This window comes from Kitasatospora sp. NPDC002040, assembly GCF_040296785.1.
GTDB lineage: Bacteria > Actinomycetota > Actinomycetes > Streptomycetales > Streptomycetaceae > Kitasatospora.
Window position 1 is genome coordinate 44,762 of sequence record NZ_JBEOXV010000013.1, and the last position, 15,198, is coordinate 59,959.

Annotated in this window: 14 protein-coding genes; 2 read left to right on the forward strand and 12 right to left on the reverse strand. The window is 73.3% G+C overall.

Features of this window, described 5'->3' with window-relative positions; all coding sequences use genetic code 11:
- Positions 1–62: 62 nt before the first annotated feature.
- The 9 genes from ABT118_RS24450 to ABT118_RS24490 form a co-directional block, all read right to left on the reverse strand.
- Positions 63–284, reverse strand: a complete 222-nt coding sequence (locus tag ABT118_RS24450; protein WP_350672673.1) for an MbtH family protein — start codon at positions 282–284, stop codon at positions 63–65.
- Between the two features lie 122 nt (positions 285–406).
- On the reverse strand, positions 407–1,825 hold the full coding sequence (locus ABT118_RS24455) for an amidase family protein (protein WP_350672675.1): 1,419 nt from the start codon (positions 1,823–1,825) through the stop codon (positions 407–409).
- On the reverse strand, positions 1,818–3,077 hold the full coding sequence (locus tag ABT118_RS24460) for an MFS transporter (RefSeq protein WP_350672677.1): 1,260 nt from the start codon (positions 3,075–3,077) through the stop codon (positions 1,818–1,820). The genes ABT118_RS24455 and ABT118_RS24460 overlap by 8 nt, the downstream gene beginning before the upstream one ends.
- Positions 3,070–4,350 (reverse strand): glutamate synthase-related protein, encoded by a 1,281-nt coding sequence (locus tag ABT118_RS24465; protein WP_350672679.1) that lies wholly within the window; start codon positions 4,348–4,350, stop codon positions 3,070–3,072. Before ABT118_RS24465 ends, ABT118_RS24460 begins: the two co-directional genes overlap by 8 nt.
- Positions 4,347–5,363, reverse strand: a complete 1,017-nt coding sequence (locus tag ABT118_RS24470) for an asparagine synthetase A (protein WP_350672681.1) — start codon at positions 5,361–5,363, stop codon at positions 4,347–4,349. Before ABT118_RS24470 ends, ABT118_RS24465 begins: the two co-directional genes overlap by 4 nt.
- Positions 5,360–6,694 carry a methylaspartate mutase gene (locus tag ABT118_RS24475; RefSeq protein WP_350672682.1) on the reverse strand — a complete coding sequence of 445 codons (1,335 nt, stop codon included), beginning with the start codon at positions 6,692–6,694 and terminating at the stop codon, positions 5,360–5,362. Before ABT118_RS24475 ends, ABT118_RS24470 begins: the two co-directional genes overlap by 4 nt.
- On the reverse strand, positions 6,691–7,179 hold the full coding sequence (locus tag ABT118_RS24480; protein WP_350672685.1) for a cobalamin B12-binding domain-containing protein: 489 nt from the start codon (positions 7,177–7,179) through the stop codon (positions 6,691–6,693). Before ABT118_RS24480 ends, ABT118_RS24475 begins: the two co-directional genes overlap by 4 nt.
- Positions 7,180–7,378: 199 nt before the next feature.
- Positions 7,379–8,545 carry an AAA family ATPase gene (locus ABT118_RS24485; RefSeq protein WP_350672686.1) on the reverse strand — a complete coding sequence of 389 codons (1,167 nt, stop codon included), beginning with the start codon at positions 8,543–8,545 and terminating at the stop codon, positions 7,379–7,381.
- Positions 8,546–8,735: 190 nt separating this feature from the next.
- Positions 8,736–8,921 carry a hypothetical protein gene (locus ABT118_RS24490; RefSeq protein ID WP_350672688.1) on the reverse strand — a complete coding sequence of 62 codons (186 nt, stop codon included), beginning with the start codon at positions 8,919–8,921 and terminating at the stop codon, positions 8,736–8,738.
- Positions 8,922–9,228: 307 nt separating this feature from the next.
- On the opposite strand from ABT118_RS24490, the gene ABT118_RS24495 reads away from it, so the two are divergent.
- Positions 9,229–10,242 (forward strand): helix-turn-helix transcriptional regulator, encoded by a 1,014-nt coding sequence (locus ABT118_RS24495; protein ID WP_350672690.1) that lies wholly within the window; start codon positions 9,229–9,231, stop codon positions 10,240–10,242.
- Positions 10,243–10,310: 68 nt separating this feature from the next.
- On the opposite strand, the gene ABT118_RS24500 is transcribed toward ABT118_RS24495, so the two are convergent.
- Complete coding sequence (locus ABT118_RS24500; RefSeq protein WP_350672693.1) at positions 10,311–12,572, reverse strand: M9 family metallopeptidase; 2,262 nt, start codon at positions 12,570–12,572, stop codon at positions 10,311–10,313.
- A 287-nt stretch (positions 12,573–12,859) separates the two neighbouring features.
- On the opposite strand from ABT118_RS24500, the gene ABT118_RS24505 reads away from it, so the two are divergent.
- A complete protein-coding gene (locus ABT118_RS24505; RefSeq protein WP_350672695.1) occupies positions 12,860–13,528 on the forward strand; it encodes a type 1 glutamine amidotransferase domain-containing protein in 669 nt (222 codons plus the stop codon).
- 9 nt (positions 13,529–13,537) lie between these two features.
- On the opposite strand, the gene ABT118_RS24510 is transcribed toward ABT118_RS24505, so the two are convergent.
- Both ABT118_RS24510 and ABT118_RS24515 read right to left on the reverse strand, forming a co-directional pair.
- Positions 13,538–14,467: a LysR family transcriptional regulator gene (locus tag ABT118_RS24510; RefSeq protein WP_350672697.1), complete on the reverse strand. Its 930-nt coding sequence runs from the start codon at positions 14,465–14,467 to the stop codon at positions 13,538–13,540.
- Positions 14,468–14,526: 59 nt separating this feature from the next.
- On the reverse strand, positions 14,527–15,129 hold the full coding sequence (locus ABT118_RS24515; protein WP_350672699.1) for a hypothetical protein: 603 nt from the start codon (positions 15,127–15,129) through the stop codon (positions 14,527–14,529).
- Positions 15,130–15,198: the final 69 nt, after the last annotated feature.

Here is a 15,198-nt window from a genome sequence, read left to right on the forward strand (position 1 = left end):
GGCCTCCCGGAGCCAGGGCATTCGACCTCTCTTGGTCCCGCCCCAATGCGGATGAATGACGGTCAGGAACTCTTGGCGTACGGGCTGCCGGAGGTCAGGCCTGCGGGCCGCAGATCGGTCCAGTTCTCCTCGATGTACGCGAGGCAGGCGGCCCGGGGGGCGGCGGCCTTCACGGTGTCCCAACCGGCCGGGACGTCGATGCCGGCGGGCCAGAGGGAGTGCTGATTCTCGTGGTTGACCAGGACCAGGAACTGCCCGTCCTCGTTCTCGAAGGGATTGCTCATGATGTCCTCCTGGGAATTGTCGAAGCTGTTTCCGGGACAAACGCTAGGGGCGTTTCCGGGGCTTTCGGGGAAGTGTTCCGGGCAGTTGACCGGCAGTTTCCGAGCACATCTGGGCGCAGGGCTCAGCGCAGCGCGGGGGTGCGCCGGACCGCGCACGCCTCGGCCAGCCGGAGCGCCACCGGCAGCAGCCGGTCCAGCGTGGGCGGGCCGAACACCGAGAGGCCGACCGGGAGTTCGCGGAAGTGGCCGACCGGCAGCGAGATGTTCGGGTACCCGGCCAGCGCGGCGGGGGTGGAGCTGCCGGGGGTGCCGGGGTCGCCGAGCTCGTAGTCGATGACGGGCGCCGGCTCGTTGGTGGCGGCCAGTACGGCCTGTACGCCGTAGCGGCGCATGGTGCGGTCGATCAGCCGGCGGGCCTGCTCGCGCGAGCTCTGCCGGGCCAGCCCGGCCTTCTCCCGCTCGGCCTCGCCGATCAACTGGGCCTGCTCGAACAGGTCCTGGTCGAAGAGCGAGAGCTCCACCGGGTCGGCCCGGTTGCCCTCGATCAGCTCGGCCAGGGTCTGCGGCCCGCCGGGGCGGCCGCGCAGGTACGCCTCCAGGCCCGGCCGGAACTCCGCGTACATCGCCAACAGGCCGTCCTCGACCGTCTGTTGCTCCAGCGCCAGCTCGATCGGCACCACCGCGACCCCGGCGGAGCGCAGCGCCTGCACGGCCCCGTCCAGCACGGCGTCCACCGCGCCGGGCATCCGGGGCACCCGCCAGAGCCCGATCCGGAGCATCGCCGGGTCCGGTTCGGCGGGCGCCCGCCCGCTCAGCGCCGCCATCGCGAGCGCGGCGTCGGCGAGCCGGGCGGCCAGCACGCCCACCGTGTCCTGCACCGGGGAGATCGGCACGATGCCGTCCAGCGGCAGCAGGCCGGTCTCGGGCTTGACCCCGACCACCCCGCAGAGCCCGGCCGGGCCGACGATCGACCCGTCCGTCTCGGTGCCGAGCGCCAGCGGGGCCATCCCGGTGGCGACCGCGACCGCCGAGCCGGCCGAGGAGCCGCCGGGGCTGCGGTCCAGCCGGTACGGGTTGCGGGTCTGGCCGCCCGCACCGGACCAGCCCTCGGTGGCCTGGGTGGAGCGGAAGTTGGACCACTCGGAGAGGTTGGTCTTGCCGAGCACCACCGCGCCCGCCGCCCGCAGCCGGGTGACGATCGCGGCGTCCCGCCGGGGCGGGTGCCCGGCCAGCAGGCGGGAGCCCGCCGTGCCGGCCAGGCCCGCGGTGTCGATGTTGTCCTTGACCAGGACCGGGATGCCGTCCAGCGGGCCGCGCTCGGCCCCGGCGGCGTACCGGCGGTCGGCCTGGGCGGCCTGCTCCAGCGCGGTGTCGTCCACCGCGAGCACCGCCCGCACCAGCGGGTCGACCAGCTCGATCCGGTCCAGGCAGCGCCGGGTGAGCGAGACGCTGGTCAGCCGGCCCTCTCGCAACTGGCGGTGCAGTTCCGGGAGTTCGGGGAAGGTCGAGGTGCTGCGGTCCAGGTGCTCGGTGTCAGTCAAGGCGGACACCCCGCAGGCTCGGCGCCCCGACCGTGATCAGCGCGGCGGCGACGGCGAAGGCGGCGAAGACCGCCATCGCGGTGGTGAAGCCGAGCAGCGTCACCATGGTGCCGACGGCCACGTTGGCCAGCGGGGCGCAGGCGAAGATGGCCAGCGAGAGCACCGACATCACCCGGCCGCGCATCGCGGGCTCGGTCCAGCGCTGCGCCATCGACACCAGCACCAGGCCGAACTGACCGGTCACCAGGCCGAGCACGCCGTAGAGCACCATGCCCAGCGGGAGCGAGTCGATGAAGGCCATCGCGGTGAGGCAGACCGCCGAGGCGGTGACCCCGAGCACCAGCACCAGCCCGCCGCGCCGGCCGGGCGGCCAGGTCATGGTGACCACCGAGCTGGCCACCGCGCCGACGGTGTAGGCGGTGAGCAGCAGGCCCGCGCCGGTGGCGCCCGCGTCGAGCCGGTTGGAGAGCAGCACCAGGCCGATGTTGACCGGCGGGGCGCAGGCCAGCTCGGTCAGCGCGATCACCAGGATCACCAGCCGGATCCGGCGCTCCTTGCGCAGGTAGCGCAGCCCGTCCAGCAGCATCTCCTTGAACGGCGGCTTCTCGCCGGCGGGGGCGGGCGGGGCGACCGGCTCCCGGGTGTAGCGGACCCGGGCGGAGGCGAAGGCGGAGAGCAGGAAGCTGACCGCGTTGGCCACGGCCACCAGCGGCACGCCGCCGAGCGCGATCAGCCAGGCGCCGATCGGTCCGCCGGCCGCCTGTCCGCCCCGGATGCCGAAGACGAACAGCGCGTTGCCCCGGACCAGGTCCTTGTCGGCCAGGATCAGCGGCTTCACCGAGCCCGAGGCGGGGATGAAGAAGGCGCTGATGAAGGCGAGCAGCAGTGCGGCGCCGAGCAGGATCGGCACCGAGGGGGTGCTCAGGCTGACCGCCAGCGCGGCGGCCAGCATCACCCCGCCGCGCAGCACGTCGGTGATCACCATCACCCGGCGCGGTCCGCTCCGGTCGGCGATCACCCCGCCGCCGAGCAGGCCGATCAGCCGGGGCAGGCTGGCCAGCATCAGCACGGTGCCGGTCATCGCCGGACTGACGTCCCGGATCAGGGTCCAGGTCAGGGCCACGTACCAGGCGGAGTCGCCGAGTTGGGACAGGCTCATGGCCCCGGTGAAGGACAGGTAGTTCAGGCCGAGCGGGCCGTCGGCGCGCTTGGGCACCGGCTCGTTCTCGGTGCGTGGCAAGGTGTCAGCCATGGTGGACAACCTCCGGGAGTCGGTGGAACGGCGTCGCGGCGACCGGCGACGGCCACACGTCCTCGGGGCCGAGGGCGGCGGGGGTGTACTTGCCGAGCGAGCTGATCAGCAGCCGCAGTTCGAGGGCCAGGCACTCCACCAGCCGGGTCAGGCCGGTCTCCGGGTCCTCGTCGGTCGCCAGCAGCGCGGCCCGGCCCAGCCCGGCGGCGGTGGCACCGAGCGCCAGGCTCTTGACCACCCGGCTGCCCTCCCAGAACCGGCCGGAGGCGAGCAGGCAGTCGGCCCGGGGGCCGATCCTGGCCAGGCACTCGCCGAGCGGCAGCCCGGCGTGCGCCAGGGTGGCGACCGGCGCCCAGCCGGTGCCGCCCTCGGCGCCGTCCACGGTGACCGAGTCGGCCCCGGCGGTCCAGGCGATGTCGGCGGCGAGGGCCACGTCGCGGCCGGGGTGGAGCTTCACCCAGACCTTGGCCCGGGGGTAGTTGTTGCGCATCAGCCGGATCTGCTGCCGGAGGATCTCCTCGGTGAAGGTGCCCGGGCTGCTGCACCGCAGCACCCGGTCGGCGTCCGGGCCGAACACCTCGTCCAGGGCGTACTGTTCGTCCACCCTGGCGGCTGCGGCCCGGTCCAGCACCGTCATCCCGCCCAGGCCGGGCTTGGCACCCTGACCGACCTTCAGCTCGAACGCCAGTCGGCCGCTCTCCAGCAGCGGCCGGGCGGCGGGGTCGCTGTAGACCAGGTTCCACACCTCAGCGTCGGCGTCCTCGGTGCTCTGCTGCACCGCCACCCCGCCCAGCCCGTCCGGGAGTTCGTCCAGGTAGGCGGTGATCCGGCCGAGCGCGGTGCGCCGGGTCCGCTCGCCGCCGCGGCCGTAGCCGGTCATCGGCACGATGTTCTCGCCGATCACCATCGGGAGGCCGAGCCGCCCGGCCTGGCGGCTGGCCGCCAGCACCTGGTCGGTACCGGCGGCCCGGGTGGAGCCGAAGGCGGAGAGGTAGAGCGGCAGGGTGGAGCGCAGCCCGCCGATCACGGTGTCCAGCGCGACGTCGGTGTGCAGCGGCTCCCGGCCCAGCTCGATCAGCTTCTCCAGCCGCTGCGGCATGAACACCGGCGGGGTGATCCGCAGTTGGTCGAGCGGGTCGTCGGAGCGGACCGGCTCGGCGCCGAACAGGGTGTGGCCGTAGTGGGCGTCCGCGGGGAAGGCGGCGGCCGCGCCGAGCCTGGCCCGCTCGCGCACCGCCTGCTCCGGGAAGCCCCGGGTGCGCAGGCCGCTCACGGGGACACCACCCCGGGCAGCTTGGGGAAGGCGTTGGCCTGCCAGGCGCTGTCGAGCCCGGCCAGGTAGCGGGTGAACCGCTCGACCCCGATGCCGAAGCCGGCGCTGGCCGGGATGCCCTCGCGGACCAGCTTGAGGTACCAGCCGTACTTGGCCGGGTTCTCGCCGGTCTCCCGCATCCGGGTGACGATCCGGGTGTAGTCGTACTCCCGCTCGCTGCCGCTGCACAGCTCGCCGTAGCCCTCGGGCGCCAGCAGGTCGAAGTTCCGCAGCACGCCCGGGTCCTGGGCGCTCTCGCGGTCGTAGAAGCCGCGCGAGCCCTTGGGGTAGTCGGTGACGAAGAACGGCTGCGCGGAGCGGGCGGAGAGCAGCGCCTCGCCCTCCCAGTCGATCTCGGCGTCCGGGTTCTGCGGGTGGCCCAGGCCGATCAGCTCGGCCACCGCCTCGGCGTGGGTGCGGCGGCCGAAGGCCTGCTCCAACAGGGCGGTGAAGACCGAGGTGTCCCGGCCCAGTGCCTCGAACGCCTCGGGCAGGCCGGTGACCACCCGGGAGACGATGTGCCGGACCAGCTCCTCCAGCACGGCGGTGATCTGGTCCCGCGAGGCGCCGGCCATCTCCACGTCGATCTGGTGGAACTCGGCCAGGTGGCGGCTGGTGCTGGCGGTCTCCAGCGGCTCCAGCCGGACGTTCGGCGCGATGCAGAAGATCTTCGGGAAGGCCAGCAGCGAGGCCTGCTTGTAGAGGATCGCACTGGTCATCAACTTGTACTTGTGGCCGTAGAAGTCGACGTCCACCTGCTTGGAGCCGCGCCCGCCGGGGTCGGTGACCGGGCCGATGACCGGCGGCATCATCTCGGCGAACCCGGCGCCGGTGAGGTACTCCCGGGCCGCGGCCAGCATCTGCTGCTGGAGCCGGAGCACCGTGCGGGTGGTGGGCGAGGTGAGGTGCTCGCGCGGGTCGGCCGGGGGGAGCAGCAGCCCCCGGGTGGTCGGGGCGTCGGCGGTGGTGGTCATCGGGCGTACTCCTTCTGCGGGGCGGGGGTGGTGGCCTTCTGCGGTGCAGGGGCGGTGAGTCGGCGGAGGTCGGCGGTCTCGACGGCGAGCCGGTCGAACCGCTGCTGGACGTAGGAGAGTGAGCTGAGCAGCCCGGCCGAGGTCATCCGGCCGACGCCGCGCCCGGTGCCGCGCACCGGCATCGCGCCGGTGTCGGACCAGTGCAGCCGCCCGGCCGAGTCGAGGTAGCTGCGGGCCCGGCCGGCGTTGTCGGGGTGCAGGCAGTACGGGACGTCCAGCACCCCGAGCGCGAACGCCTTGGTGAGCGCCCGGCCGAGGTCGGGGTCGAGGTCGAGCACGGCGTGCACCAGGCCGAGCGCCTCGGCGTGGATGCCGGTGTCCTGCACGCTCGCGGTGGGCCGGACCTGCTCGGAGGCGCGGGCGGCGGCCTCCAGCGCGGTCACGTTCTCGGCCACGGTGGGGATGCGGTGCGCCTCGGCGGAGGTCTTGACGATCAGCCGGGCGGCACCGGTCCGGACCGCGAGCCGGGCCGCCTCCTCCAGCAGCAGCCGGGCGCCGCCGGGGGTGCGCGGGTAGACGCCCATGTAGGCGTAGATGACGATGTGCCAGTCCAGGTCGCCGAGCAGCTCGGCGGCGATCCGGCCGAGGGCGGTGACCGCCTCCTCGTCCTGCTCCGGGTGGGTCTGCTGGGCGTAGCTGAGCGAGACGCTGCGCAGGCCGTGCTGCCGGAAGAACAGCGCCTCCAGCACGCTGATCGCCACCAGCAGCCCGGGTGGCGCGAGTTGGCCCATCATGCAGCCGCCGAAGGTCTCCAGGTGCGGCTCCGCGCCGTGCTCGCGCAGCCGGGCCAGCACCGCGCAGCTCGCCTCCCAGTTGGCCACCGACTGCTCGATCGGGGTCCGGCTGTAGGGCAGGCAGTAGGAGATCGGGCCGCCCTCACTGGCCGTCAGCCCGGCCGCCACCACGGCCTCGAAGATGTCCTGCGGCGCGGCCGAGCCGTGCCGGACCTGGACCGGGAAGGTGGCGCCCGCGATGCCCTCGGTGACGGCCCGGGTGGTGGCGGTGGAGTACGCGACGATCGGGTAGCCGTTCAGCGGCACGCCGTCGGCCAGCGCCCGGCGGGCCGCCTCGTGGTCGCCGACCCGGGTGTAGCTGTCCAGGGTGATGGTGCCGACAGTGGTGGCGTCGGCCTGCCGGGTGGCGAGCAGGCCCTCCCGCATCCGGTACGGGTCGCTGATCCCCATCCGGGGCTGCACCACCAGGTGGCCGGAGCGCTGGGCGGCCCGGACGAAGCCGCCGAAGGACTCGACCGGGGGGACGGGTGCGGTCATCGGGCACCTCCGACCGGGAGCGCCCGACGGGCGGCCGGCAGCGCCCGGACGAAGTCGTGGAAGCCGACGATCCCCGCGCTGTCCTCGAACACCGCGTCGAACCCGGCCTCGACCAACTCGTCCACGTGCGAGCCCTGTTCGCCGCCGGAGATGCCGAGCTTGCCGCCGATCACGATCGGGGTGGTGCGCAGCTCGGCGCAGTCCCGCAGGCGCCCGATCACCCGTCGGCCGTCGTTCAGGCCGTGGCCGTTGACGGTGGAGAGCACGATCAGGTCGGGGCGGCGGGTGCGGCACTCGTCGACCATCAGCTGGTCCGGCACGCAGGAGCCGAGGTTGGTCACCCGGTGGCCGAGCTCCTCCAGCAGCAGCTGGAGGTAGATCAGGTTCCAGGTGTGCGCGTCCGAGGCCACGCTGGTGACCACGACGTCCAGGCCGTGGGCGGCGGGCCCGAGCGCGGGCGGGCAGGGGTGATTCTCCAGCTCCATGATCGACTCTCACAGGGGTGGTGGTGGGCACGCCGATGCAGCGGGCAGCAGGTGCGGGATCCCGGTCGGCGCAGGCGCGCCGGTAGTGGCGCCAGCAGCAGAGGCTAGGCAGCGGAGCCGGGCGGGCCAGGCAGTTCGGACCGGCAGCCGAGCGGCGGTTAGGGCACTGCCGCCCGGGGCCCGGGGTCCGGTCGGCGGATCAGACCGCGGCGAGCAGCCGGACGCTCGGCAGCGGGAGTCCGGCCAGCGCCTGGCGGACCAGCCGCGGCACGGTGAAGCACTCGGCGGCCTCGCCGGGGGTGCTGCGGATCAGCCCGCGCAGCAGCAGGGCGTGCACGGACCTGGCCACCTCGGCGGCCGGGCCACCGGCCCGGGCGAGGATCTCCTCGAACGATCCGGCCCGACCCTCGGCGGCCAGCAGCCGGAGCAACTGGCCCGGTACCGGAGCGAGTTCGTCCACCGCGGCGCGGACGGCGGTGCGCAGGTCGGGGCCGGTGCCGTCGGCGACGGGGGAGCAGGCCACGGCCAGCGGGTCCTCGGCGGCCCAGGCCAGCAGGCGGCGCGGCGGGTGGATCAGGCACCAGTCGGCGGCGTGCTCGATCGCGGCGGGCAGCCCGTCGAGCCGGCGGCAGAGCTCGGCCACCGTGGCCACCTCGGCCGCGGCCAAGCGGTAGCCGGGCCGGATCCGGCGGACGTGGGAGAGGAAGAGCCGGACCGCGTCCTGCCGGAGCAGCTCGGCCGGATCGGCGCCCGGTGCGGGCCGGGGTGCGGCCAGCGGGGCCAGCGGCATCACCCGTTCCCCGGGTAAGCGGAGCGGACCGTTGCCGGTCGCCAGCACCCGCAGGCCGGGGTGCCTGCGCAGCAGCGCGGCGAGGTACGGGCCGGGGGGCGCCGCACCGTCGAGCACCAGCAGCGCGTCACGGCCGGTGCCCGGTCCGCCCGGGGTCCAGCTGACCTGCCAGCCGTCGGCCCGCAGCCGGTCGGCGACCTCGGTGGCGAGCCGGGTCTTGCCGACGCCGGGGAGCCCGGTGAGCGAGATCAGCCGCTGCCCGCCGGAGCGGAGCAGTTCGAGCAGTGCGCGGACCTCGTCGGCCCGGCCGAGCAGTGTGAACGGGTCGGCGGGGGAGGGGGGTTCGGCCTGCTCCGCCGCTGCGGCGCCCTCGAACGCGGCCCGGCGGGCGCCCTCCAGGCGCAGCGTGGTGACCAGCAGCCGGACGGTCTCCCGGCGGGGCCGCTGGACCCGTCCGGACTCCAGGTCCCGTACTGCTCGCACGCTGAGTGCGGAGAGATCGGCCAGCTCCTGCTGCGTCAGTCCGGAGTTCCTGCGGAATTCCCGGAGCAGCCCGGAGAATCGGACGGAAATCATCGCTTCGTCCACGGTTTCCGTTCACCACGTCTCTCTGTCCGGAATGGTTGTGTCCTGCGGTTCGGCGGTACTCGTGGGGCGTTTGGTGAGCCCGTTGCCGCCACTCGGGGAGATCTCCCGAGCCGTCCTCCGCCGCCTGGGCCGCCCGGGTGGGGTGGCCGTCCGACGTGGTCCGACTCCGGCGTTCCGGTCAGCCCCAGCCCAGGTCGGAGCCGCTGCTGGGGCTCGGGCTGGGCACCACGGTGACGACCGGGGTCTGGGTGCCGGTCCCGGTCCCGCTCTCCGCCACGGCGGAGCCGACCGAAAGGGTCGCGGCGAGCACGGTGACGGCGGTGGCGACGAATACGGCGGCGGTGGTGAGAATCTTGCGGTCCATGGTTTCCCCTCCAGTATCTGGTTGATCTCCGGGTTATCCCGACGGGCTTGAGTCTGCCGCCGCCGGGAAAGGCCGGTAAGGCCCCTGAAGGGGTCGTGAGTACGCCATGACGCAGACACGAGGGGCCCATACCTGACATAGTCGGACACAGTGGCCCCGATGTGCTTGCGCCGTGAAGGAACTGAGGGTGGGTCAGGTGCTGACGTGCCCCCGTCGCGTTAGGATGACCCCCGCTTCCCTCGTATGCACATTCGACCGGGATGGGACCGTGACCTTGGGCTCCGTAGTACCTGGCATCTCCTCGTTATTGGCCCAACTCGGCCCGGAGGAGCTGGAGTTGTTCCAGTACGTGGTCGAGCAGCAGCAGGTGGACGGCGACGAGCTGCGGGCCGGCCCGGCCGGTTCCGCCCGGGTCGACCGACTGCTGGAGCTGCGTCTGCTCAAACGCTCGGCCACCCGCCCCGGCATGGTGGTCGCCGGACTGCCGGACGCCGCCGCGGCCGAGCTGCTGGCACCGGCGCTGCAGGAGATCGAGGAGCGCCGCCGCGAGGTGGAGGCGACCAGGGACCGGCTGACGGCCTTCCAGCACGTCTACGAGCAGGCCAGGTCGGTGCACAGTGACTCCGGCGGGGTCCAGCGGCTGACCGACCTGGACAGCGTCCGGGCGGTGATCACCCAGCTGGCCGACCAGGCCCAGCACGAGATCCTCACCTCCCAGCCGGGCGGCGCCCGCAAGGACGACGTGCTGAAGGAGTCGCTGGACAAGACCGAGCGGGTGCTGCGGCGCGGTGTCCGGATGCGCACCCTGTACCAGCACACCGCCCAGTTCAGCACGGTGACGGTGGAGTACGTCGACCACGTCTCCCGGATCGGCGCCGAGATCCGCACCCTGGGCGACGGCTTCATGCGGATGCTGGCCTTCGACCAGTCGGCGGCCGTGATCGCGATGCGCGACAGCGACGCGGGCTGCCTGCTGCTCCGCGACCCGAGCCTGGTGGACTTCGCGATCGGCGCCTTCGAGCGGGCCTGGACCAGCGCCACCCCCTTCCCGGAGAACTACAGCCAGGAGCGGGTGCTGGCCATCTCCGAGGACATGAAGCTCTCCATCGTCCGGCTGCTGGTGCAGGGCCTGGAGGACCGGGCGATCGCCCGTCGGATGGGCATGTCGCTGCGCACCTGCCAGCGGCACGTCTCCGACATCATGGACAAGCTCGGCGCCCGCAGCCGGCTCCACGCGGGCTTCCTGATCAGCGAATTGGGGGTCGACCTGAACCCCACCGGCACCCTGGGCGATCCGGCGCCGGGCGGCGCCGGGCGGTGAAGCGGGACGGAGCCCCGCCGGCCGGTGGTCCGGCCTGCGGGGCTCCGTCGTGGTGCTGAACGGTCGCTCTAGTACTGCGCGGTGACCGTGGTGCCGGTGAAGCCCTGCTGGGCGTACAGGCTGAAGAAGACCCAGCCGGCCGGCGGGTTGCTGATGGTCAGCGTCTCGCCGTTGCCGGCGTTGGTGGACCGGGCCAGGTACGAGCCGGTGGTGGCCCAGCTGCCGCCGTTGTAGTAGAGGTCGGCGTTGCCGGTGCCGCCGGCGGTGGTGATGGTCAGGGTCCGCACACCGGCGGGCAGGTACAGGAAGCTGTAGCTGTAGTTGCCGGTGGTGGCGTTGGCGTTGTCACGGCGGCAGTTCTGGTCGAACTGCCGGACGTCGGCGCCGGTGCACAGCGGAGCCTGGAGCGGCGGCAGGGAGCCGCAGTTGCCGGTGCCGCAGGCCGCCAGCCAGGTGGCGAAGTCGGCGTCGTAGCGGGTGCCGATGGTGGAGGTGAGCAGGGTCCGGGCGGCCGCCCAGTTGCCGGCGCGGTAGTACCCCAGCAGCGTGTCCACGTCTCCTGGGTGCAACTGGAGCAGGTAACGGACCGCCAGGTAGCCCCAGTTGTAGATCCGGGTCTGGTCGGCGTTGTCGTACGTGGTGTCGAACAGCGTGGAGAGCTTGTAGGTGCCCTTGGCCGCCTGGGCGATCGCGTCGTCGTAGCGGACCTCGCGGTAGCTGTAGGAGACGTACTCGGCGATGCCCTCGACCCACATCACGGTCGGGGTGGACATGCCGGCGTCGAAGTCGCCGAGCATGTTGTAGCGGCCGTCGAGGTAGTGGGTGTACTCGTGGTTCAGGTTCCAGATCTGGAACGACGGGCGCAGCCAGCTGGCCTCGTGGGCGATGAAGCGGGCCTGGTTGCCGGCCGTGTTCGGGTTGCCCTCCAGGTACATGCCGCCGTTGTCGGTCTCGATGTCGTAGATCGACCAGGCGTAGAGGCTGTAGTCGTAGTACGCGTCGAAGACCACCACCTCCAGCGCGGTGTTGACGTCACCGCTGACCGGGCCGCGGTCCCTGACCAGCCGGTGGAAGTACGCGTCCTGGTTGGCCAGGCTGGCGCAGGTGGCCGCCAGCTCCTCGGTGCTCATCTGCTGGGCCCGGATGCGCAGGCTCGGGCTGCAGGTGTGGTTGATCGTCAGGACCAGCGGGACCAGCCGGGTGGGCAGGTCGCAGATGCCGTAGAAGGAGCAGTTGCCGGTGTCGCGCTTCTCGGCGAACCAGGCCAGGTTCATGGTGAGCGGGCCGGTCGCGCCGACCAGCGGGTAGCGGTTGACCAGGTCCTTGACCAGCGGCCGGACCTGCGCCTTGAGCTCGGGGAAGTTGAGCAGGCCGCCGAGCTGGATGCCGATGTCGGTGGCCAGGTCGCCGCCGTTGATCATCGAGCTGTTGCGGGTGACGAAGCCGGCCATCGCGGTGCTGAAGCCGCTGTCGGCCTGCAGCGCGGCGATGAAGGCGGGCAGTTCGGTGCCGCGCTCGATCACCGTCCTGGTGTTGGCCACGGCGTTCCACATCGCGCCCGTGTAGCTGCTGTCGTAGCTGTTCAGCAGGCCCTTGACCACGCCGGCGTAGCGGGCGTTCTCCTGGGCGCTGTCGATCAGGGTGACGGCCTCGGCCAGCGTCTCGCCGTTGGCCTGGGTGACGTCCTTGGCGTGCGGGGTGGCGAAGAACGCGTCCAGGCCGCCGCGGATCGCGCTCTGCAGCGGGGAGTTGTACGTGCCGACGGCGTCCGGGTACTTCCACTGGACGTAGTAGCCGGCCCGCAGGAACAGCACCAGCTGGCCGGTGGAGGCGGAGTTGGTGCCGTTGTAGCCGGCGGCGCCGTCCCGCAGGGCGTTGGCGACGGTCACCAGCTGCGCCTCGGCGAAGGTGCGCTGGGCCTGGGTGCCGGAGAGGTTGAACAGCGAGTTCACGCAGTCCAGGCTCGCGGCCTTGACCTGCTGGACCAGCGCGCTGCCGGTGCTGGTGCTGAAGTCGCAGGCCGCCGCGGCGTCGACGGCGGACGGGGCGGAGCGCAGCTGCTTGGGCTGCGGCGCGGGGGCCGGCCGGGTGGCGCCGGCCTTCGGTGCGTCGGGCGCGGTGTCCGCGGCGCCCGGGGTCGGGCGGCCGTCCTTCGGCACCTCGGCCGACTTGGGCACCGGGATGGCCCGGGACGAGGGCTGGCCGGCCGGGGCCGGGGTGGTGCTCGCGGCACGGCTCTGCGGGGCGAAGAAGCCGAGGGTGAGCACGAACGCGAACGCGAGGGCGAGCAGACGGCCCAGTTGGGCCGTCGGTATCCGGGAGGGTCGCACGGTGGGGGCCTCCGGGCCGATGAGTGGTCGCGTGATGGGGGCGCAACCGCTTGATGTGTGACATGTAAAATGGCACAGGTCACACTGCGGGCGGAAGAGTCCCACAGGTCTCAACTGGATATCGGTGCACCTCGCGCACCTGCGGTCACACCCGTGCCATCAGGATTCCGATGGCACGACCGGCCTGCCTATTTGGGCGCCACCGGGCCCGGCCGTACGGTCGGGGACAGCGCCGCCCTGACGGACCGTCGGAACGGCACCCCTTACCGCACCGGGAGAGATCCACCATGGCGAAGAAGATCCTGTTCGTGGTCACCGGCACCGACCACTGGACCCTGAACGACGGCACCCGGCACCCGACCGGCTTCTGGGCGGAGGAGCTGATCACCCCGTACCGGGCCCTCACCGTCGCCGGGCACCGGGTCACCGTCGCCACCCCCGGCGGGGTGCGCCCGACCGTCGACCGGGCCAGCCTGACCGAGGGCGCGGAGGCCGAACTGGCCGGGATCGGCGCGCTGAACGCGCCGGTCGCACTGGAGAAGGTCGACCTGGACGACTACGACGCGGTGTTCTACCCCGGCGGCCACGGCCCGATGGAGGACCTCGCCGTCGACGCGGTCTCGGGCGCGCTGCTCACCGCCGCACTGGACTCCGGCAAGCCGCTCGCGGTGGTCTGCCACGGCCCCGCCGCCCTGCTCGCCGCCACCCGCCCCGACGGCACCTCGCCGTTCGCCGGCCGCCGGCTGACCGGGTTCAGCAACGCCGAGGAGACCCAGGCCGGGCTCGCGGACAAGGCGCCCTGGCTGCTCCAGGACCGGCTGGTCGGGCTCGGTGCCGACTACCAGGAGGGCGAGCCCTGGGCCCCGTTCGTGGTGGTGGACGGAAACCTGACCACCGGCCAGAACCCCTCCTCCTCCGCCCCGTTGGCCATCGAGCTGCTCAAGCAGCTGGGCTGAGCCGCCCGCTCACCAGTCCCGGGCAGCCCGCACGATCCGGTCGCGGACCAGTGCGACGTGCGGGTTGCCCCCGGCCCCGGGGCGCTGGACCAGGTACCCGGTGTTGATCGGCGGCTCGGCCGGCTCGTGCAGCACCACCAGCGTCCCGGCCGCCAGCTCGGCCGCGCAGAGGTAGCGCGGCAGCACGGTGAACCCGGCACCGGCCGTGACCGCCGACAGCACGCCCCGCAGATCGGCGACGGTCAGCGCGGCCGGGCGGTCCAGCCGGCGGCCGAACACGTGCCGCCAGTAGCGGCGGACGATCGGCAGGTCCTCGGCGTACGCCACCAGCGGGACGTCGGCCAGCAGTTCGGGCCCGTCGGCGTCGACCGGGGCCCGGTGGCCGGCCGGCCCGGCCCAGCGCGGCGCCGCGACGAGCACGAACTCCTCGTCCATCAGCGGCACCCAGCTGAGCGTCCGGCCGCGCGGCCTGATGGTGGCGAACACCAGGTCGTGCTGTCCGGCCCGCAGCTCCTCCAGCAGCGGCTCGGTCAGACCGGCGCCCACCTGCAGCCGGACCCCCTCCGCCGTCAGCCCGGCCAGCGCGGGCAGCACCCGGACGGCCAACATCTCGGCCGGGCCCGCGAGTCGGACCGGCGCGTGCGGTGCCCGGACGGCGGTCGGGCCGACCGTGGCCGCCAGCGAGTCCAGCGCCACCCCCACCCGGGCGGCCAGGTCGTGCGCCGGGCCGGACGGGACCACCCCGCGCGGCTGCCGCTCGAACAGGCCCTGGCCCAACTGCCGCTCCAGCGAACGGATCTGCGAGGTCACCGTCGGCTGGGACAGCCCCAGCTGCGGAGCAGCGGCCGTGAACGAACCGGCCCGGTACACCGCCAGGAACGTCCGCAGCAGATTCAGGTCGACCGGCCTGCCCCCGCCGTCCACCGACTGGTCCTGCACCCCGCGCCTCCGACCTCCGGCCCAACCGACCCACCAGCATAGGGCGGTGGGCCGAGGGGTCAGGAACTTGCGGTGGTGCGGAAGCGGCGGCGGTAGGCCAGGTAGGCGCCGATGGCGAGGACGGGGAGGGCGGCGGCGGTCCACCAGTAGGCAGGCGGAGCCCCGGCGGGGCGGGCGGCGTCGGCGAGGGCGCGCCGGCCGGCCGGGAGGAGGTCGAGGTCGCTGGCGCAGACCACCGGGGCGGGGGAGTCGGCGGGGTAGACGCAGGCGGTGCTGGCCGAGCGCAGGGTACGGGCGTCGGCGGGCGGCAGGTCGGCGGTGAAGGTGAGCTTCTTCTCGGTGCCGCCCGCCAGGCTGACGTGCTGCCAGGAGGCCGTTCCGCCCAGGACGGTGGCATCGGCCGAGGTGGCGGAGTCGGCGGAGCGGGCCGGGGTGGCGCCGCTGGGCAGCGACTGCTCGATCCGCAGCTCGGTGGCCGGTTCGGGGCCGAGGTTGCGCACGGTCAGGGTCCAGGTGACCCGGTCGCCGGAGTCGGCCTGGTCCCGGCCGTTGTCGAGCGCGACCGACAGCCGGGGGACGGGCTGGTCGGCCGGTGCGGCACCGGTGAGGAGGAGGACGGCCAGCACGGTGGCGGCCGCGGTACCGAGGACGGGTTTGGGCATGGGACACGCTCCAGCTCGCCGAACGGGTGGTAGGACCATCGGATCACCACGAACGGTCGGCAGGCGGTG